The organism is Bacillus sp. SIMBA_008 (assembly GCF_046535495.1).
In the GTDB taxonomy this organism is placed as follows: domain Bacteria; phylum Bacillota; class Bacilli; order Bacillales; family Bacillaceae; genus Bacillus; species Bacillus subtilis.
Genome location: NZ_JAWRWL010000001.1, coordinates 546,511 through 565,461 on the forward strand (window position 1 = coordinate 546,511; position 18,951 = coordinate 565,461).

Sequence of the window (18,951 nt, forward strand, 5' to 3'; positions counted from 1 at the left end):
GTGTAAAGATGAAACATTTTATCATCCTTTTCCTTCTGCTGTTTGTTACAGCAGGATGCGAGGGAAGGGGATACGAAGACGTTGTAGCATTTGGTGACAGCAATACGCGTGGCTCTAATTGGGATTATCGCGATTATCCAAAAGCACAGCAGTGGGTCAATATATTAAAAACAGCTGAGCGCGGTAACCTTGATATACTCAATGCGGGAATCGGCGGACAGACGACAGAGGATGCCCGTCTCCGATTTCAGACAGATGTGCTGGATCAAAAACCGAAGTATTTGTTTATTATGTTCGGCACCAATGACGCTGCCATACTGACTGAGGGGAAACCGAGAGTGTCGAAGCAGCGTTTTAGAGAAAATCTGGTTTATTTTATTGAAGAAAGCAGAAAACACGGGATCAAGCCAATCTTAATGACGTGTATCCCAATTATAGAAGGTAATGGGAAGCATCATCTGTTTTACTATTCCAGATATCAAGCAGCTGCTTTTGAACCAAAAGGCGGAGCAAGGAAATGGCACAACTCATATAACGATATTACAAGAGATGTGTCGAAGCGCCTGGATGTCCCTCTTGTAGATAACTGGAAGCATTTTATAGAAGCAGACGGCGGAAAAGCAACTGATGAAGCGCTTATCCAATCTGGTCTTATAGATCCTTCTGGAAATCATATGACACCTAAAGGGGCAAGGATCGTATATGAAGGAATACAAGATGGGCAGATCCTGCAGCGTTGAGCCGGACAACCGCCTAGTCCGATTTATTTCTCCTACATAGGCTGTTATAAAACCTTATTAAGGAGGCGCTTCACATGTATGGCGCAGGCAGAGCATATGGATACGCTTTTATTGTTGTTTTAGTTGTTGTTCTCCTGGTTGTGGGCGGCATATACTGGTTAGCATAATAACCGGCCCTTTAAAACACCTCTTTTTAGGGGTGTTTTTTGCTGAAAATAGTAGTAAAGCGCGCAGCCAAAGTGATATAATATCAGTCATCTGAGTAAAAAAAGGAAATACGCCCGGAAAAAATAGACAAATTCCTATTAAGAAGATACGGAAATAATATGTCCGAGCGATCTTCTTTTTATTTCGTTTTCAATTAACTCGATAAAGTCACGGTTTAAATTCATTTCGGTGGCTTTGAAATAAGATTCTATTAGTAATTCATCAGACAGTTTTCTCATGCTAGGAACCCAATTAATGGGAGAGGCACCTCCTTAAAAGTTGGAATCATTCATGATTTTAACGCATACAATGATAAGTTGCGTTCATCTGAGGTTGAAGTTATCTTTAATCTACCATGAAATGCATATAAGAACAATCGTTCTGTTATCCACACCAAAAAGTGGATAACTTGTGAGTATCGTGTTTATAATTTGTCTAAAGAGTGATGTAATAAGAGTGGATAGTGTGTGTAAATTTATCCACACCTGGTGAAGAAACCCAATTTTTGTCGAAATTTTTTTGCTCAGTTTTTCTTTAGGCGCAAGTTCGATTTTTTTCGACAATCATTTTGAGAGAAAGAAAAGGGAAGGGTGCGGGTTTTGTTAAAAAAGTTTTTTTTACCTGACGAGTTTGTAAAAAATATTTTTCATATTACACCTGAGAAATTAAAGGAACGAAATGTAAAAGGAATTATTACTGACCTGGATAATACGCTTGTTGAATGGGACAGGCCGAACGCGACGCCGCGATTGATCGAGTGGTTTGAAGAAATGAAGGAACACGGCATTAAAGTGACAATTGTCTCTAATAATAACGAAAGAAGAGTGAAACTTTTCTCAGAACCGCTTGGAATCCCATTCATCTATAAAGCAAGAAAACCGATGGGTAAAGCCTTTAATAGAGCGGTGCGCAATATGGAGCTGAAAAAAGAGGACTGCGTTGTCATCGGAGACCAGCTGCTGACCGATGTACTCGGGGGAAACCGAAACGGCTACCATACGATTTTGGTCGTGCCAGTCGCTTCCTCTGACGGATTCATTACGCGCTTTAACCGCCAGGTCGAACGCAGAATACTGAGTGCTCTCAAACGAAAAGGGCACATTCAGTGGGAGGAGTAAGAAATGGAAAAGGTTGTTTGTATCGGGTGCGGAGTTACGATCCAAACCGAGGACAAAACAGGTTTGGGGTACGCGCCGCCTGCATCGCTTACGAAAGAAAATGTGATTTGCCAGCGTTGCTTCAGACTGAAAAACTATAATGAAATACAAGATGTCTCCTTAACTGATGATGATTTTTTGAACATTCTTCACGGTATTGGAGAAACGGACTCTCTTGTCGTAAAAATTGTTGATATTTTTGATTTTAACGGCAGCTGGATTAATGGGCTGCAGCGCTTGGTGGGGGGAAACCCTATCTTATTAGTTGGCAATAAAGCGGATATTTTGCCTAAGTCACTGAAAAGAGAGCGTCTGATCCAATGGATGAAGCGTGAAGCGAAAGAGCTTGGCTTAAAACCGGTTGACGTATTTTTGGTCAGTGCGGGACGCGGCCAGGGAATCAGAGAAGTAATTGACGCGATTGAGCATTACCGCAACGGAAAAGACGTCTATGTTGTCGGATGTACAAATGTAGGAAAGTCAACCTTTATTAACCGGATTATTAAAGAAGTGTCAGGAGAAGAAGATATTATTACAACATCCCAATTTCCTGGCACAACCCTTGATGCGATTGAAATCCCGCTGGATGACGGTTCATCGCTTTATGATACACCGGGAATTATCAACAACCATCAAATGGCGCATTATGTCAATAAAAAGGATCTGAAAATATTATCTCCTAAAAAGGAGCTGAAGCCTCGCACATTCCAGCTTAATGATCAGCAAACACTGTATTTTGGCGGACTTGCAAGGTTTGATTATGTGTCTGGGGAAAGATCTCCTTTTATTTGCTATATGCCGAATGAGCTGATGATTCATAGAACAAAACTTGAAAATGCAGACGCGCTTTATGAAAAGCATGCAGGGGAATTGCTCACACCTCCGGGTAAAGATGAAATGGATGAGTTTCCGGAATTGGTCGCCCATACGTTTACGATAAAAGACAAAAAGACAGATATCGTTTTCTCTGGGTTAGGCTGGGTTACTGTCCATGACGCTGATAAAAAGGTAACTGCATACGCGCCAAAAGGCGTTCATGTATTTGTTCGGCGTTCATTAATTTAAGAAAAGGGGAGAGGTGTATGAAAAAGCTGTACGGGGTTATCGGAAATCCTATTGGCCATTCTATGTCACCTGATATTCATAACGCATCATTGAAAGACCTCGGGCTTGACGGACATTATCATGCCTTCAAGGTAGAAGAGAATGATCTGGAGGATGCGGTAAAAGGAATAAGAGCTCTAGGCGTACAAGGAATCAATGTGACTGTTCCGCACAAGGTTTCCATTATGGATTATTTGGATCATATTGATGAGAGTGCAAAAGTGCTCGGTGCCGTAAACACGGTCAGAAGAGAGGGAGATAAGCTTGTCGGATACAATACCGATGGGGAAGGCTTCGTGAAGTCATTAATGAAGGTATTAGACAAGCCCATCTCTGAACTGTCATTCTTAATGATCGGCGCTGGCGGAGCGGCGAGAGCCATTTTTACAACAATTGTCCGAAATACCCCGAAAAAATTTGACATTTGCAACCGGACGTTAGAAAAAGCAAAGCGGCTTACAGAAGCTACTCCCTCGTTTCACAATAAAGAAGTATTAAGCATAAAAGAAGCAGAAGAACGTCTTGAGCAGTATGATGTTATCATCCATACAACGTCTGTGGGCATGTATCCGAACGTGGACGATGTGCCGCTTTCATTACAGCGTGCCGCGAGCAGTGCCGTCGTATGTGATATCGTGTATAATCCAATACAGACGGCCCTTTTAAAAGAAGCAAGCCAAAAAGGCTTGAAAACACTCGATGGTGTGGGCATGTTTGTTGAACAGGCAGCATTGTCTTTCCAATTGTGGACTGGACAAGAGCCTGATATTGAAAAAATGAGATCTATTGTAATAGGAAAATTAGGAGGAACAGAATGTTAACAGGTAAACAAAAACGTTTTTTGCGTTCAAAAGCGCATCATTTAACGCCGATTTTTCAAGTAGGTAAAGGCGGAGTAAACGACAACATGATTAAACAAATTGCTGAGGCGCTTGAAGCGAGAGAGCTGATTAAAGTCAGCGTGCTTCAGAATTGCGAAGAGGATAAAAACGATGTAGCGGAAGCTCTTGTAAAAGGAAGCCGCTCTCAATTGGTGCAGACAATCGGCAATACGATTGTGTTATATAAGGAATCAAAGGAAAATAAACAAATCGAGCTTCCTTAAAGGTGGTTGAAATGAAGAAAATCGGAATTTTCGGAGGCACGTTTGACCCTCCGCATAATGGTCACCTCTTAATGGCGAATGAGGTGCTGTACCAGGCGGGGCTTGATGAAATTTGGTTTATGCCTAATCAAATTCCGCCGCATAAACAGAACGAAGACTATACCGACAGCTTTCATCGCGTGGAAATGCTAAAGCTTGCAATTCAATCTAATCCGTCCTTTAAGCTGGAGCTTGTTGAAATGGAAAGAGAAGGGCCATCATATACCTTTGATACCGTTTCTTTACTGAAGCAGCGTTATCCAAATGATCAGCTGTTCTTTATTATCGGCGCTGATATGATTGAATATTTGCCGAAATGGTATAAGCTGGACGAGCTGCTGAACCTCATTCAATTTATTGGAGTAAAGCGCCCCGGTTTTCATGTTGAAACCCCTTATCCGCTTCTCTTTGCAGACGTTCCGGAATTTGAGGTATCATCAACTATGATAAGGGAACGGTTTAAAAGCAAGAAGCCCACTGACTACTTAATCCCTGATAAAGTGAAGAAGTATGTAGAGGAGAATGGTTTATATGAATCGTGAGGAGGCACTTGCATGCGTGAAGCAGCAATTGACCGAACACCGATATATCCATACGGTTGGCGTGATGAACACGGCGATCGAACTTGCGGAGCGTTTTGGAGCCGATTCTAAAAAAGCGGAAACAGCGGCAATCTTTCATGATTACGCCAAATTCCGCCCGAAAGAAGAAATGAAACAAATTATTGCGCGTGAAAAAATGCCTGCGCATTTATTGGATCATAATCCGGAGCTCTGGCACGCTCCGGTCGGCGCTTATTTGGTCCAAAGAGAGGCAGGGGTTCAAGATGAAGACATTCTTGACGCCATTAGGTATCATACCTCAGGCCGCCCCGGCATGACACTTTTAGAAAAAGTCATTTACGTTGCCGATTACATTGAGCCAAACCGGGCATTTCCCGGTGTCGATGAGGTGCGTAAGCTTGCTGAGACAGATTTGAATCAAGCGCTGATTCAGTCCATTAAAAATACAATGGTTTTTCTTATGAAAAAAAATCAACCGGTTTTTCCAGACACATTTTTAACGTATAACTGGCTTGTGTCTGGCAGCTGAACAGGAGGAATTTGTGAATGAACCAAAAGTCCATTTTAAAGATCGCAGCTGCGGCTTGCGATGATAAACGGGCAGAGGATATTTTAGCACTGGATATGGAAGGTATTTCTCTGGTTGCTGATTATTTTCTGATCTGCCACGGAAATTCAGATAAACAGGTACAGGCTATTGCCCGTGAAATCAAGGATCAAGCTGATGAAAACGGCATTCAAGTCAAAAAGATGGAAGGCTTTGATGAAGCAAGATGGGTTCTCGTTGATCTAGGCGATGTGATTGTCCATGTCTTCCACAAGGACGAAAGAAGCTACTACAACCTTGAAAAGCTGTGGGGAGACGCTCCACTCGCAGATCTTGATCTTGGAATGAATCAATGATTTATCAAGGCTTTGCAAGCGTGTATGACGAGTTAATGTCACACGCGCCTTACGATCAATGGACAAAATGGATTGAAGCATCTCTCCCGGAAAAAGGCCGTATTCTCGATCTGGCATGCGGCACGGGGGAAATCTCCATCCGGCTTGCCGAAAAAGGCTTCGAGGTTACAGGCATCGATCTCAGCGAAGAGATGCTTTCTTTCGCCCAGCAAAAGGTATCGAGTAGCCAGCCTATTTTATTTCTTCAGCAGGATATGAGAGAGATTACCGGCTTTGACGGTCAATTTGACGCTGTTGTGATATGCTGTGACTCATTAAATTATTTAAAAACAAAAAATGATGTGATCGAAACCTTTAAAAGTGTTTTTCGGGTATTAAAGCCTGAAGGCATCCTGCTGTTTGATGTTCATTCATCTTTTAAAATTGCGGAAGTCTTTCCGGATAGCACATTTGCTGACCAGGACGAAGATATCAGCTATATTTGGCAGAGCTTTGCCGGAAGTGACGAGCTTTCTGTCATTCATGATATGTCGTTTTTTGTGTGGAACGGAGAAGCGTATGATCGTTTTGATGAGACACACGAGCAAAGAACGTTCCCGGTGGAAGAATACGAAGAAATGCTTAAGAACTGCGGCTTTCAGCTCCATCGCGTGACAGCTGATTTTACGGATACCGAGCCATCAGCACAATCAGAACGCCTCTTTTTCAAGGCGCAGAAATCAAAAACCATCGTTTCCTAAAACGATGGTTTTTTAAAATGCTTTTTTATGCTTTTGCAGTACAGACGAACGTATGACATACTCGTCTACACATGAAACTGCTTTTTCACTGCGGAAATATCCTCCTCGTACTTCATATGAGTATTTTGAAATACCCGGTGAAACATATCCTGCACACCGCTTTCCAGCGCTTTAATGCCTTCTCCTGTTACACCGCCTTTAACGCAAACCTTTTCCTGTAATGCAGGCAGGGTATACAATTCGGTTTCTAACAGTTTTCCCATTCCGACAAGCATTTCCTTACACATCAAAATCGCGTCCTGTTTAGACACTGATGTTTCCGAAACAGCTGCATCTATAAACCGCTGAATCAGATAGCTCATAAAAGCGGGGCCGCAGCTTACGATGTCTGATGCAACCCTCGTGATGTCACTTTCAATTTGCAGCGGATGAGAGATATGCTGCATCAGCTCATTGATTTTCGCTTTTGCAGATTCGCCGCAGCTTGTGCCGAAAGTGACGAGAGAAACACCTGCCAGCGCTCTGTTCGTAATACTTGGGATCACTCGCGCCACTTGACACGGCACATATTGTTCGAGCTGTTCGGTTTGAACGGGGCTTGTAATTGAAATGAGAATATGATCTTTTCTTAAATAAGGTAACGCTATTGCCAGTAAAGGATATATATCAAGCGGCTTAACACAAATAAAAATCATCTCGTTCTCAGAAGCGAGCTTTTCGAGACTTTCGGTAACGTTTATGCTGTTGTAGCGGTTTTTTATGTGCAACGCTTTTTCAATTGTGCGGTTTGTGATTGTTATGTTTGAGGGATCGGCCGCTTTTGATTCAATAAATGATTCGATAAGGATCGTACCCATATTTCCTGTGCCGATAAAGCCTATCTTCAATGGTTTCCCCTCCTTTGAGCTATTATCCTCTAAACCATATGTGTTATGAAAATAAAATATGACGAAAGCGGGGAACATGCACGATGAATTGGTTGAATCAGCATAAGAAAGCAATTATTTTAGCGGCTTCTGCGGCTGTTTTCACAGCGATTATGATCTTTCTGGCCACAGGGAAAAATAAAGAGCCGGTGAAGCAAGCTGTACCAACAGAGACAGAAAATACAGTGGTAAAGCAGGAAGCAAACAACGACGAGTCAAATGAAACAATTGTGATAGACATCAAAGGTGCTGTTCGGCATCCTGGCGTTTATGAATTGCGAACAGGGGACAGAGTATCTCAGGCAATTGAGAAAGCGGGCGGGACCAGTGAACAAGCAGACGAAGCGCAAGTAAATTTGGCGGAGATTCTGCAGGACGGGACAGTGGTGTACATCCCGAAAAAGGGAGAGGAAACAGCAGTGCAGCAAGGTGGCGGAGGGTCTGTCCAAAGCGATGGAGGGAAGGGAGCGCTGGTGAATATCAATACAGCAACCTTAGAGGAGTTACAAGGCATCTCAGGGGTGGGGCCATCCAAAGCTGAAGCTATTATTGCATACCGGGAAGAAAACGGGCGTTTCCAAACAATTGAAGAAATCACTAAGGTTTCAGGAATAGGTGAAAAGTCATTTGAGAAAATAAAGTCTTCCATTACAGTAAAGTGATTTGACGGTCATGCATTATGATAGGTAAACTATAGGTCAGGCAACACAACATTTGGAGGGAACAACGTGGAACGAATTTCATGGAATCAATACTTTATGGCTCAAAGCCATTTATTGGCGCTGCGCAGCACATGTCCGAGATTATCTGTCGGCGCTACTATAGTCAGAGACAAACGCATGATAGCAGGAGGCTACAACGGGTCAATCGCGGGCGGTGTACATTGTGCAGATGAAGGATGCTTAATGATAGATGATCATTGCGCAAGAACGATTCACGCTGAAATGAATGCGATTCTTCAATGCTCTAAGTTTGGGGTGCCGACTGATGGAGCGGAGATTTATGTGACGCATTATCCGTGCATTCAATGCTGCAAATCTATTATTCAAGCTGGTATCAAAACGGTTTATTATGCTGAGGATTACAAAACACATCCGTATGCGCAGGAATTATTTGAACAGGCGGGTGTAACTGTTGAACAGGTTGAACTCGATGAAATGATCGTTGATCTGAAAAACAGAGAAAAGCTTTCATTTGTAGCGGGTCTTATAGGGAAATTGGCCGATGCCGGTTTAGCGGAGGAAGAATTGAAAAAGATACATGAACAGGCGAATATACTTTTCACGAGCTACGTGTGATGAATGCGTAATTCGCGTTTGTTATTGCCTATGGCGGCAGCTTCGGCAACGGTTGGAATTACTGCCGCCGCTTATTTCCCCGCTATTTTTCTTTTCATCCTCTTTCTCCTCATCATGTTAATCAAAACGAGGCACGCTTTTCTTATTATTGTTTGTTTCTTCTCTTTTATATTGTTTTTTGTACTGTATGCAGTCACAGATTCTCAGAATGTCTCTTCCTATCGGCAGGGAACCTATCAATTCAAGGCAGTGATTGACACTATTCCCAAAATTGACGGCGACCGTATGTCTATGATGGTTAAGACACCTGATAAGGAAAAATGGGCTGCTGCGTATCGCATTCAGTCTGCTGGTGAAAAAGAACAGCTGTTATACATAGAACCAGGAATGTCATGTGAGTTGACTGGTACATTGGAAGAACCGAATCACGCAACTGTGCCGGGTGCATTTGATTATAACGAGTATCTTTATCGGCAGCATATTCATTGGAACTACTCTGTCACGTCTATCCAAAACTGCAGTGAACCTGAAAATTTTAAGTACAAGGTGCTCAGCTTGAGAAAACATATCATATCATTCACAAACAGCCTTCTGCCTCCTGATTCGGCAGGAATTGTACAGGCACTTACAGTCGGTGACAGATTTTATGTGGAGGACGAAGTGCTTACCGCGTATCAAAAGCTTGGTGTTGTCCATCTCTTGGCAATATCAGGACTCCACGTGGGGATTTTGACAGCAGGTTTGTTTTATATCATGATTCGCCTTGGTATAACTAGAGAAAAGGCGTCAATTCTGTTGCTGTTATTTCTGCCACTCTATGTGATGTTGACCGGCGCTGCTCCTTCAGTGCTACGCGCCGCTCTCATGTCGGGTGTTTACTTAGCTGGAAGCCTTGTCAAATGGCGTGTCCACTCTGCAACTGCAATTTGCCTTTCATACATCGTCCTTCTGCTCTTCAATCCTTATCATCTCTTTGAAGCCGGTTTTCAGCTATCGTTCGCCGTCAGTTTTTCTTTAATTCTATCCTCTTCTATTTTTCAGCAGGTTAAAACCTCCTTGGGACAGCTGACAATTGTATCACTCATCGCTCAGCTGGGCTCGCTTCCGATTCTTCTATATCATTTTCATCAGTTTTCTATCATCAGCGTACCGATGAATATGTTGATGGTACCATTTTATACCTTCTGTATTTTGCCGGGAGCTGTAGCAGGTGTTCTTCTATTAAGTCTTTCCGCTTCGTTTGGGAGATTGTTTTTCAGCTGGTTTGATTTATTGATAAGCTGGACCAATAGGCTAATCACAAACATTGCAGATGTTGATGTGTTCACGATTATGATCGCACATCCTGCCCCTGTTTTGCTTTTTTTATTCACGGTTGCGATCATCCTATTGCTTATGGCGATTGAAAAACGCTCCTTGTCGCAGTTGATGGTAACCGGAGGCATTTGCTGCACGGTGCTGTTTCTGCTCTTTATATATCCGTGTCTTAGTTCCGAAGGAGAAGTGGATATGATAGATATTGGACAGGGTGACAGCATGTTTGTAGGTGCTCCGCATCAGCGGGGTCGTGTCTTAATTGATACCGGCGGCACTTTGTCTTACTCGTCAGAGCCTTGGCGCGAAAAACAGCATCCGTTTTCACTGGGGGAAAAGGTGCTGATTCCGTTTTTAACTGCTAAGGGAATCAAACAGCTTGACGCTTTAATCCTGACGCACGCTGACCAAGATCATATCGGAGAGGCGGAGACTCTGCTGAAGCATCATAAAGTAAAGCGCCTCGTGATTCCGAAAGGGTTCGTTTCTGAACCTAAAGATGAGAAAGTGCTGCAGACAGCCAGAAAAGAGGGAGTGACAATTGAAGAGGTGAAGCGAGGCGATGTGTTGCAAATAAAGGATTTGCAGTTCCATGTACTGTCACCTGAAACACCTGATCCGGCAAGCAAAAATAATTCCTCTCTCGTTCTGTGGATGGAGACGGGCGTTCTGAGCTGGATTTTGACGGGTGATCTGGAGAAAGAAGGGGAACAGGAGGTGATGGACGTGTTTCCAAATATTAAAGCAGATGTCTTAAAGGTGGGGCACCATGGGAGCAAAGGCTCTACCGGTGAAGACTTCATCCAACAGCTTCAGCCGAAAACGGCCATTATCTCAGCCGGGAAAAACAATCGGTACCATCATCCTCATCAAAAAGTTCTGCAACTATTACAGAGACATTCTATCCGCGTGCTGCGAACAGATCAAAACGGAACGATCCAATATAGATACAAAAACAGAGTTGGAACCTTTTCTGTCTATCCTCCATATGATACATCAGATATAACAGAGACGAACTAAAAAAGACTGCCGAGAAATCAGCAGCCCGGGCAGTCGCTGTTATGAACCAACTAGGTGAATAACCGTTGCCATGACAAACAAGAAGGCGAAAAATCCGAAGGACACAACAAAACCAACAGCTGAATCTACAGCATCATTTCGTTTGCTTTGAACGTTTTTTTCAAAATCATTCAACTTTATCCCTCCTGACTGACTTAAGTATAATGGAATTGTTTTGAAAAATCTAGAAGCTAAGGTAACGTTTTCTGTTCTGGTGATTATCGCCTTTTTACAAGCTGTCCCGGGGGCTTGCGAACAGGCGTTTAATATAAATGGGGAAGCAGCAGTCAGGCTTCCTCTTTACTATTTTGCAAACTCAATTTAGGATAGAAGGGGATGATGAAAGAGAGGAAGTCGTACAACAATGGTATTTGATGTGTGGAAAAGCCTGAAAAAAGGAGAGGTCCATCCGGTTTATTGTTTATACGGAAAAGAGACATATCTGCTGCAAGAAACCGTCAGCAGGATCAGACAGACGGTCGTTGATCAGGAGACAAAGGATTTCAATCTGTCCGTTTTTGATCTGGAAGAGGACCCGCTGGATCAAGCGATTGCAGATGCTGAAACGTTTCCGTTTATGGGGGAGCGGCGTCTTGTCATTGTGAAAAATCCATATTTTTTAACAGGTGAAAAGAAAAAAGAAAAAATTGAGCACAACGTCAGTGCGCTTGAATCATATATACAATCACCTGCGCCTTACACAGTCTTTGTCCTGCTTGCTCCGTATGAAAAGCTTGATGAGCGAAAAAAGCTGACGAAAGCGTTAAAGAAGCACGCGTTTATGATGGAGGCGAAGGAATTAAATGCAAAGGAAACGACAGACTTTACTGTCAACCTTGCAAAAACAGAGCAGAAAACAATCGGCACGGAAGCGGCGGAGCATTTGGTTCTGCTTGTGAACGGTCATCTGTCATCGATTTTTCAGGAGATTCAAAAGCTCTGCACGTTTATTGGAGATCGTGAAGAAATTACGCTGGATGATGTAAAAATGCTTGTTGCTAGAAGCCTTGAACAAAATATTTTTGAGCTGATCAATAAAATCGTCAACCGAAAACGAACAGAGAGTCTGCAAATTTTTTATGATTTGCTAAAACAAAATGAAGAACCGATCAAAATTATGGCGCTTATTTCGAATCAGTTCCGGCTGATTCTGCAGACGAAGTACTTCGCGGAACAGGGATACGGACAAAAACAAATCGCTTCTAATCTAAAAGTTCACCCATTTCGGGTAAAGCTGGCGATGGATCAAGCAAGGCTTTTTTCAGAGGAGGAGCTCCGTTTAATTATTGAACAGCTTGCCGTCATGGACTATGAGATGAAAACCGGGAAAAAGGACAAGCAGCTCCTGCTCGAACTGTTCCTTTTACAGCTGTTAAAAAGAAATGAAAAAAACGATCCCCATTATTGAGGATCGTTTTTATATTATGCAGAAAGTCCGTTCACTTTTTTCGCTAGTCTTGATTTGTATCGAGCTGCGGTATTTTTGTGTACAAGACCTGTTTTCACTGCTTTATCAATACGTTTAGCTGCTTCAGTAAGAGCAGTTTTCGCTTTGTCAGCTTCGTTGTTGGCAACAGAAGCTTCAACTTGTTTGATTGCAGTACGCATAGCAGATTTGATTGTCGCGTTATGAACGCGGCGTTCGTTGTTTGTTTTTGTACGTTTAATCGCTGATTTAATGTTTGGCATGTGTTTCACCTCCTAAGATACAACCTGTAGCACAGTGTCTTAAGGTTAAATCTTCTTCACAATAGAACAAATTGTATTCTATCAAACACACCTTTAGATTGCAATATAAATGTAAAGTATTTTTCATTGAAGGTTCTCTTTTTAGCATGATTTATTCAGCAAATGGCAACAATATAGGTACTTAATGTGAAGGAGGCCCCTGTATGAAAAAGAGTGAGCTGGATGTGAATCAGTATTTGATACGGACCGATTTGGCAGTGGAAACGAAGGAAGCAATGGCCAATCAGCAGGCTGTGCCGACAAAAGAAATTAAAGGCTTTATTGAAAAAGAGCGTGATCACGGCGGCATTAAAATCCGCACAGTTGATGTTACAAAGGAAGGCGCAGAGCTTTCGGGAAAAAAAGAAGGGCGCTATTTAACGCTTGAAGCACAGGGAATCAGGGAGAATGATTCGGAAATGCAGGAGAAGGTCTCTGCTGTCTTTGCGGAGGAATTCTCAGCTTTTCTTGAAAACCTTAATATCTCAAAAGATGCGAGCTGTTTGATCGTTGGGCTCGGCAACTGGAACGTGACACCTGATGCGCTTGGACCGATGGCAGTAGAAAATCTGTTGGTAACAAGGCACTTGTTTAAGCTTCAGCCGGAAAACGTACAGGAGGGTTACAGGCCTGTCAGTGCTTTTGCACCGGGTGTAATGGGGATAACAGGAATCGAAACAAGTGACATTATTAAAGGTGTGATTGAGCAATCGAAGCCTGATTTTGTCATCGCCATTGATGCGTTGGCGGCGCGGGCGGTGGAAAGGGTCAACACAACCATTCAAATATCGGATACAGGCATTCACCCGGGGTCTGGAGTGGGGAATAAACGAAAAGATTTAAGCAAAGACACGCTTGGTGTTCCGGTGATTGCTATCGGTGTTCCGACAGTAGTTGATGCCGTGACAATTGCCAGCGACACGGTGGACTACATATTAAAACATTTTGGCAGAGAAATGAAGGATAACAGGCCATCAAGATCGCTTGTTCCGGCAGGCATGACGTTTGGGAAAAAGAAAGTGCTCACTGAAGACGATCTTCCCGATCAAAAGCAGCGCCAATCGTTCCTAGGTATTGTCGGAACCCTTCAAGAAGATGAAAAACGGCAGCTCATTCACGAGGTGCTTTCGCCTTTAGGGCACAACTTAATGGTTACACCGAAGGAAGTCGATTCATTTATCGACGATATGGCAAATGTTTTAGCGAACGGATTAAACACAGCGCTTCATGAAAAAGTGTCACAAGAAAACAAAGGCTCCTACAATCACTAAACAGTTCTACTTCCTCTAGCTTGTTCATAGAGTAATTACTAGACAAGCGCTGGAGGGATTCAATGAGAAATAAACGCAGAAACAGACAGATTGTTGTTGCGGTAAATGGAGGGAAAGCGGTAAAAGCCATCTTTCTATTTATCGTAAGCCTTATCGTGATTTTTGTTCTATCCGGTGTGCTGACGTCTCTCCGGCCGGAACTTAGGCCGTCGTCTGACTCTTTTTATGGGATTGCTGAAGAATTGCCGGGTGACGTATTTGCACATTTGCTGCAGATGGAAAACCATTATTTCGCTTCTGACCTCTCTCAAACAGACAGCTCATTTCATCTTTCTCGTCTTTCTTTAAAGCTGGCGACGAGCATTAACCTCGAAGATCCGCGGAGCTTTCTCGGTCGGGAGCTGCCAGGATTTGCACAATTTGATACCGAGATTTTGTTAGCTGGACAAGGAACGGATTATACGAATATGCCTGCGGAATCGCCGCCGCCGTCTAAGGTGATGGAGGAAGAAAGAGAAGCGAATTTGGCAGAGATTGAAAAACAGCAAACGCAATCAGATAATGCGCAAAAAGATCCGCCGAAACAAACAACAGGTGATAAAAAGGTCGTGTTTATCTATCACACGCACAATACGGAATCATATCTCCCTCTATTAAAAGGCGAGACCGATCCTGACATGGCGCGCCATTCTAAAGCCAATGTCACGCTTGTAGGAGATATGTTCGGACAAGCGCTTGAATCCCAGGGAATCGGAGCCACAGTGAATAAAACCGATATACAGTCAAAATTGAATAAAAAAGGCTTAAACTATGCCAGGTCCTATGATGAATCAAGGCCGGTCGTGAAAGACGCCCTCGCTTCAAACAAAAATCTGCAATATATCATTGACATCCACAGAGACTCTCGGCGCAAAAAAGACACAACCGCAACGATTAAAGGGAAAAGCTATGCCAGGGTAGCCTTTGTCGTCGGGAAAAAAAGCAAAAACTTCGAAGAAAACTATAAAATTGCGAGTGAGCTTCATAAACTGATGGAGAAAAAATACCCCGGACTTAGCACAGGTGTCTTTTCCAAAGGCTCGCCAGGCGATAATGGTGTTTACAATCAGGATTTAACCGATAGAGCGCTTTTGCTCGAGTTTGGCGGAGTGGATAATAATCTCGAAGAGCTGCAGCGTGCGGCTAACGCGGCCGCGGACGTATTCAGCGAAATGTACTGGGATGCTGAAAAGGTCAACGCAGCGAGCGGGGAGACGAAAAAACAATAAGAAATAGGTGGTTGATTTGATTGCATACTTTGGAAAGTGCTTACTGCTTGTCACGATCATGTTTTTAGGCGTTCTGTTCGGCATGCAGCAGGCAAACCACGGGATGCTGAGTATGAAAGGCTATCATGACCCTTCACTGAAGGGGGCGTTTACGCTCACCGACGGAAAAGATAATGAAAAAGAAGCCTCAATCCTAGGAGAAACAGTCACGGCAAAAGATTTAGTAGAAAAACAAAAAGAGCTGGAAAAGGTGGAGACATTCAATATGTTTTCAAAAGCCGGAAAAGCGCTTTCGGACACCGTAACCAATACTGCCCAGTCAATGTATGAATGGATACGGGATATGAATCAATAAGTACGTGAAAGAGAAAAGCAACCCAGATATGATAGGGAACTTTTCTCTTTCTTGTTTTACATTGAATCTTTACAATCCTATTGATATAATCTAAGCTAGTGTATTTTGCGTTTAATAGTAGGAGTGATAGATTGTGACAGATAAAGAAAAGCGTTTAGAGAGGCAATCGAGAATACGGAATTTCTCTATCATTGCCCATATTGACCACGGAAAATCGACCTTAGCGGATCGTATTTTAGAAAAAACGTCGGCAATCACTCAACGAGAAATGAAAGAACAATTGCTCGATTCTATGGATCTTGAACGTGAGCGGGGCATAACCATTAAATTAAACTCTGTTCAGCTTAAATATAAAGCAAAAGACGGAGAAGAATATATCTTTCATCTAATCGATACGCCGGGACACGTCGACTTCACGTATGAAGTATCCCGAAGCCTTGCTGCCTGCGAGGGAGCGATTCTTGTCGTGGATGCAGCCCAGGGGATTGAAGCGCAGACGCTCGCCAATGTCTACTTAGCGCTTGACAACGATCTTGAAATCCTTCCGGTCATCAATAAAATCGACCTTCCGAGCGCCGAGCCCGAACGTGTGCGCCAAGAGGTAGAAGACGTTATCGGCCTTGACGCATCAGAAGCCGTGCTTGCTTCAGCAAAAGCCGGTATCGGGATTGAGGAGATTTTAGAACAAATCGTAGAAAAGGTGCCAGCTCCGACCGGAGATCCGGAGGCGCCGCTCAAAGCGCTGATCTTCGACTCGCTTTATGACGCCTACCGCGGTGTCGTGGCTTATATCAGAGTCGTTGAAGGAACGGTAAAGCCGGGACAAAAAATCAAAATGATGGCAACCGGCAAAGAATTCGAAGTAACAGAGGTGGGCGTGTTCACGCCGAAAGCAACTCCGACAAATGAACTGACGGTCGGTGATGTAGGCTTCCTGACTGCCTCAATCAAAAATGTTGGTGACACACGTGTCGGTGATACAATAACGAGCGCTGCCAATCCTGCAGAAGAAGCGCTGCCGGGATACCGCAAGCTAAACCCGATGGTGTACTGTGGTTTGTATCCGATTGATACAGCGAAGTATAATGATTTAAGGGAAGCTCTTGAAAAGCTTGAGCTGAATGATTCCTCCCTTCAATATGAAGCGGAAACTTCGCAAGCGCTTGGATTCGGGTTCCGCTGCGGATTTTTAGGCATGCTTCACATGGAGATCATTCAGGAGCGAATTGAGCGTGAGTTCAACATCGACCTGATTACGACAGCGCCAAGCGTTATCTATGACGTGTATATGACAGACGGCGAAAAGGTCGTTGTCGACAACCCGTCCAACATGCCGGATCCTCAAAAGATCGAAAGGGTTGAGGAGCCATACGTAAAAGCGACGATGATGGTGCCGAATGACTATGTCGGCGCTGTAATGGAGCTTTGCCAAGGAAAACGCGGCAATTTCATTGATATGCAGTATTTAGACGCAAACCGTGTCAGCATCATTTATGATATGCCATTAGCGGAAATCGTATATGAGTTTTTTGATCAGCTGAAATCAAGCACTAAAGGCTATGCGTCCTTTGATTATGAACTGATCGGCTACAAACCGTCCAAGCTTGTGAAAATGGACATTATGCTGAATGGTGAAAAAATCGATGCCCTTTCCTTTATCGTGCATCGTGATTACGCATATGAACGGGGAAAAGTGATCGTTGAAAAACTGAAAGAACTCATTCCGCGCCAGCAGTTTGAAGTTCCGGTACAAGCCGCAATCGGCCAGAAAATCGTGGCCCGCTCCACCATAAAAGCAATGCGTAAAAACGTATTGGCTAAATGTTACGGAGGGGACATCTCGCGTAAACGGAAACTTCTTGAAAAACAAAAAGAAGGAAAGCGCCGTATGAAGCAGGTCGGCTCAGTTGAAGTGCCGCAAGAAGCATTTATGGCAGTTCTGAAAATGGACGACAGTCCGAAAAAACAATAGAAGCCGCCGCAGTCTTGTACTGCGGCTTCTTTCTGTAAAGAAGGTGAATCCGTTGAAATCAGCTTATATCCATATCCCATTTTGTGAGCATATTTGCCACTACTGCGATTTCAATAAATATTTTATTCAAAGTCAGCCAGTCGACGAGTATTTAAACGCACTCGAACAGGAAATGATAAATACAATAGCAAAAACCGGGCAGCCTGATCTCAAAACAATCTTTATCGGAGGAGGCACGCCGACCTCCCTGTCTGAGGAACAGCTTAAAAAGCTGATGGATATGATCAACCGCGTGCTAAAGCCCTCAAGCGACTTATCGGAATTTGCGGTTGAAGCGAATCCGGACGATTTGTCCGCAGAGAAATTAAAAATATTAAAAGAAGCAGGCGTAAATCGCCTTAGCTTTGGTGTGCAAACGTTCGAAGACGATCTGTTAGAAAAAATCGGCCGAGTGCACAAGCAAAAAGATGTATTCACCTCTTTTGAAAGAGCGCGGGAAATCGGTTTTGAGAATATCAGTCTTGATCTCATGTTCGGGCTTCCGGGGCAAACCCTCAAGCATCTGGAACATTCCATAAACACTGCTTTATCATTGGACGCTGAGCATTATTCCGTTTACTCCCTTATTGTAGAACCGAAAACGGTATTTTATAATTTGATGCAAAAAGGGCGGCTTCATCTTCCGCCGCAGGAGCAGGAAGCTGAAATGTATGAAATAGTGATGAGCAAGATGGAAGCTCACGGCATTCATCAATATGAAATCAGCAACTTTGCTAAGGCAGGCATGGAATCTAAGCACAATCTAACGTATTGGAGCAACGAACAATATTTCGGTTTCGGAGCTGGCGCTCACGGATATATTGGCGGCACACGAACAGTGAACGTCGGACCTGTTAAGCATTACATTGACCTGATAGCTGAAAAGGGTTTTCCGTACAGAGATACACATGAAGTGACAACAGAAGAACAGATTGAGGAAGAAATGTTTTTAGGTTTGAGAAAAACAGCCGGTGTCAGCAAAAAACGATTCGCAGAAAAATACGGCCGCTCCCTGGATGGACTTTTCCCAAGCGTGTTAAAAGACCTCGCTGAAAAAGGGCTGATTCACAATTCGGAGTCTGCCGTTTATTTGACTCATCAAGGGAAATTATTAGGCAATGAAGTTTTTGGCGCTTTTTTGGGTGAGTTATAATTGACATTTT

Annotated in this window: 23 protein-coding genes; 19 read left to right on the forward strand and 4 right to left on the reverse strand. The window is 43.4% G+C overall.

The features are described from left to right. Positions 1-8: 8 nt before the first annotated feature. The gene (locus SB658_RS02915; protein WP_003229964.1) at positions 9-740 is read left to right on the forward strand and encodes an SGNH/GDSL hydrolase family protein; all 732 of its coding nucleotides are present in this window, start codon (positions 9-11) and stop codon (positions 738-740) included. A gap of 305 nt (positions 741-1,045) precedes the next feature. Here the strand turns inward: SB658_RS02915 and sda are convergent, their stop codons facing one another. Continuing rightward, positions 1,046-1,186, reverse strand: a complete 141-nt coding sequence (gene sda, locus SB658_RS02920; protein WP_003226124.1) for a sporulation histidine kinase inhibitor Sda — start codon at positions 1,184-1,186, stop codon at positions 1,046-1,048. 360 nt (positions 1,187-1,546) lie between these two features. On the opposite strand from sda, the gene SB658_RS02925 reads away from it, so the two are divergent. From SB658_RS02925 to SB658_RS02960, 8 genes are read left to right on the forward strand one after another with little or no spacing between them, the layout of a single operon-like run. Then, positions 1,547-2,065, forward strand: a complete 519-nt coding sequence (locus SB658_RS02925; protein WP_003226126.1) for a YqeG family HAD IIIA-type phosphatase — start codon at positions 1,547-1,549, stop codon at positions 2,063-2,065. A gap of 3 nt (positions 2,066-2,068) precedes the next feature. Beyond that, positions 2,069-3,169, forward strand: a complete 1,101-nt coding sequence (gene yqeH / locus SB658_RS02930; protein WP_003229966.1) for a ribosome biogenesis GTPase YqeH — start codon at positions 2,069-2,071, stop codon at positions 3,167-3,169. Positions 3,170-3,186: 17 nt separating this feature from the next. Beyond that, positions 3,187-4,029 (forward strand): shikimate dehydrogenase, encoded by an 843-nt coding sequence (gene aroE / locus SB658_RS02935; RefSeq protein ID WP_076458133.1) that lies wholly within the window; start codon positions 3,187-3,189, stop codon positions 4,027-4,029. Then, positions 4,023-4,313, forward strand: coding sequence for a ribosome assembly RNA-binding protein YhbY (gene yhbY / locus SB658_RS02940; RefSeq protein ID WP_003226133.1), 291 nt, complete (start codon positions 4,023-4,025; stop codon positions 4,311-4,313). The genes aroE and yhbY overlap by 7 nt, the downstream gene beginning before the upstream one ends. Positions 4,314-4,324: 11 nt before the next feature. Further along, positions 4,325-4,894, forward strand: a complete 570-nt coding sequence (locus tag SB658_RS02945) for a nicotinate-nucleotide adenylyltransferase (protein ID WP_004398676.1) — start codon at positions 4,325-4,327, stop codon at positions 4,892-4,894. After that, complete coding sequence (gene yqeK, locus SB658_RS02950; protein ID WP_014480316.1) at positions 4,884-5,444, forward strand: bis(5'-nucleosyl)-tetraphosphatase (symmetrical) YqeK; 561 nt, start codon at positions 4,884-4,886, stop codon at positions 5,442-5,444. Before SB658_RS02945 ends, yqeK begins: the two co-directional genes overlap by 11 nt. Positions 5,445-5,461: 17 nt before the next feature. Beyond that, positions 5,462-5,818: a ribosome silencing factor gene (gene rsfS, locus SB658_RS02955; protein WP_014480315.1), complete on the forward strand. Its 357-nt coding sequence runs from the start codon at positions 5,462-5,464 to the stop codon at positions 5,816-5,818. Beyond that, the gene (locus SB658_RS02960; protein WP_003229973.1) at positions 5,815-6,558 is read left to right on the forward strand and encodes a class I SAM-dependent DNA methyltransferase; all 744 of its coding nucleotides are present in this window, start codon (positions 5,815-5,817) and stop codon (positions 6,556-6,558) included. Before rsfS ends, SB658_RS02960 begins: the two co-directional genes overlap by 4 nt. Positions 6,559-6,623: 65 nt before the next feature. On the opposite strand, the gene comER is transcribed toward SB658_RS02960, so the two are convergent. Then, entirely contained in the window at positions 6,624-7,445 is an 822-nt protein-coding gene (comER, locus tag SB658_RS02965) for a late competence protein ComER (RefSeq protein ID WP_144500700.1), read from the reverse strand. Positions 7,446-7,528: 83 nt separating this feature from the next. On the opposite strand from comER, the gene comEA reads away from it, so the two are divergent. From comEA to SB658_RS02980, 3 genes are all read left to right on the forward strand, one after another. Next, positions 7,529-8,146: a competence protein ComEA gene (comEA, locus tag SB658_RS02970; RefSeq protein ID WP_144500701.1), complete on the forward strand. Its 618-nt coding sequence runs from the start codon at positions 7,529-7,531 to the stop codon at positions 8,144-8,146. Positions 8,147-8,212: 66 nt separating this feature from the next. Then, positions 8,213-8,782 (forward strand): ComE operon protein 2, encoded by a 570-nt coding sequence (locus SB658_RS02975; RefSeq protein WP_072174291.1) that lies wholly within the window; start codon positions 8,213-8,215, stop codon positions 8,780-8,782. Positions 8,783-8,785: 3 nt separating this feature from the next. Next, positions 8,786-11,116, forward strand: a complete 2,331-nt coding sequence (locus SB658_RS02980) for a DNA internalization-related competence protein ComEC/Rec2 (RefSeq protein ID WP_410601139.1) — start codon at positions 8,786-8,788, stop codon at positions 11,114-11,116. Between the two features lie 39 nt (positions 11,117-11,155). Here the strand turns inward: SB658_RS02980 and SB658_RS02985 are convergent, their stop codons facing one another. Continuing rightward, a complete protein-coding gene (locus SB658_RS02985) occupies positions 11,156-11,290 on the reverse strand; it encodes a YqzM family protein (RefSeq protein ID WP_003229983.1) in 135 nt (44 codons plus the stop codon). Positions 11,291-11,330: 40 nt separating this feature from the next. On the opposite strand from SB658_RS02985, the gene SB658_RS02990 reads away from it, so the two are divergent. Together SB658_RS02990 and holA are read left to right on the forward strand one after the other, a co-directional pair. Further along, a complete protein-coding gene (locus SB658_RS02990) occupies positions 11,331-11,480 on the forward strand; it encodes a hypothetical protein (protein WP_003229985.1) in 150 nt (49 codons plus the stop codon). Between the two features lie 39 nt (positions 11,481-11,519). Beyond that, complete coding sequence (gene holA / locus SB658_RS02995) at positions 11,520-12,563, forward strand: DNA polymerase III subunit delta (protein ID WP_003229987.1); 1,044 nt, start codon at positions 11,520-11,522, stop codon at positions 12,561-12,563. A 14-nt stretch (positions 12,564-12,577) separates the two neighbouring features. On the opposite strand, the gene rpsT is transcribed toward holA, so the two are convergent. Continuing rightward, entirely contained in the window at positions 12,578-12,844 is a 267-nt protein-coding gene (rpsT, locus tag SB658_RS03000; protein WP_003229989.1) for a 30S ribosomal protein S20, read from the reverse strand. Positions 12,845-13,047: 203 nt separating this feature from the next. Between rpsT and gpr the strand changes: the two genes are divergently transcribed. The 5 genes from gpr (at position 13,048) to hemW (ending at position 18,941) form a co-directional block, all read left to right on the forward strand. Beyond that, entirely contained in the window at positions 13,048-14,154 is a 1,107-nt protein-coding gene (gpr, locus tag SB658_RS03005) for a GPR endopeptidase (RefSeq protein ID WP_003229991.1), read from the forward strand. Between the two features lie 62 nt (positions 14,155-14,216). Continuing rightward, positions 14,217-15,422, forward strand: coding sequence for a spore autolysin SpoIIP (gene spoIIP, locus SB658_RS03010; RefSeq protein WP_003229993.1), 1,206 nt, complete (start codon positions 14,217-14,219; stop codon positions 15,420-15,422). Positions 15,423-15,438: 16 nt separating this feature from the next. Further along, positions 15,439-15,777 (forward strand): YqxA family protein, encoded by a 339-nt coding sequence (locus SB658_RS03015; RefSeq protein WP_004399162.1) that lies wholly within the window; start codon positions 15,439-15,441, stop codon positions 15,775-15,777. A gap of 133 nt (positions 15,778-15,910) precedes the next feature. Then, the gene (gene lepA / locus SB658_RS03020; RefSeq protein WP_003229999.1) at positions 15,911-17,749 is read left to right on the forward strand and encodes a translation elongation factor 4; all 1,839 of its coding nucleotides are present in this window, start codon (positions 15,911-15,913) and stop codon (positions 17,747-17,749) included. Positions 17,750-17,801: 52 nt separating this feature from the next. After that, the gene (gene hemW, locus SB658_RS03025; protein ID WP_004398764.1) at positions 17,802-18,941 is read left to right on the forward strand and encodes a radical SAM family heme chaperone HemW; all 1,140 of its coding nucleotides are present in this window, start codon (positions 17,802-17,804) and stop codon (positions 18,939-18,941) included. Positions 18,942-18,951 lie beyond the last annotated feature (10 nt).

Coding starts and splice junctions, on each gene's coding strand:
- rpsT (WP_003229989.1), bottom strand. CDS start 12,844: ATGCCAAACATTAAATCAGCGATTAAACGTACAAAAACAAACAACGAA.
- SB658_RS02980 (WP_410601139.1), top strand. CDS start 8,786: ATGCGTAATTCGCGTTTGTTATTGCCTATGGCGGCAGCTTCGGCAACG.
- comEA (WP_144500701.1), top strand. CDS start 7,529: ATGAATTGGTTGAATCAGCATAAGAAAGCAATTATTTTAGCGGCTTCT.
- yqeK (WP_014480316.1), top strand. CDS start 4,884: ATGAATCGTGAGGAGGCACTTGCATGCGTGAAGCAGCAATTGACCGAA.
- SB658_RS02945 (WP_004398676.1), top strand. CDS start 4,325: ATGAAGAAAATCGGAATTTTCGGAGGCACGTTTGACCCTCCGCATAAT.
- SB658_RS02960 (WP_003229973.1), top strand. CDS start 5,815: ATGATTTATCAAGGCTTTGCAAGCGTGTATGACGAGTTAATGTCACAC.
- rsfS (WP_014480315.1), top strand. CDS start 5,462: ATGAACCAAAAGTCCATTTTAAAGATCGCAGCTGCGGCTTGCGATGAT.
- spoIIP (WP_003229993.1), top strand. CDS start 14,217: ATGAGAAATAAACGCAGAAACAGACAGATTGTTGTTGCGGTAAATGGA.
- holA (WP_003229987.1), top strand. CDS start 11,520: ATGGTATTTGATGTGTGGAAAAGCCTGAAAAAAGGAGAGGTCCATCCG.
- yhbY (WP_003226133.1), top strand. CDS start 4,023: ATGTTAACAGGTAAACAAAAACGTTTTTTGCGTTCAAAAGCGCATCAT.
- SB658_RS02915 (WP_003229964.1), top strand. CDS start 9: ATGAAACATTTTATCATCCTTTTCCTTCTGCTGTTTGTTACAGCAGGA.
- gpr (WP_003229991.1), top strand. CDS start 13,048: ATGAAAAAGAGTGAGCTGGATGTGAATCAGTATTTGATACGGACCGAT.
- aroE (WP_076458133.1), top strand. CDS start 3,187: ATGAAAAAGCTGTACGGGGTTATCGGAAATCCTATTGGCCATTCTATG.
- yqeH (WP_003229966.1), top strand. CDS start 2,069: ATGGAAAAGGTTGTTTGTATCGGGTGCGGAGTTACGATCCAAACCGAG.
- sda (WP_003226124.1), bottom strand. CDS start 1,186: ATGAGAAAACTGTCTGATGAATTACTAATAGAATCTTATTTCAAAGCC.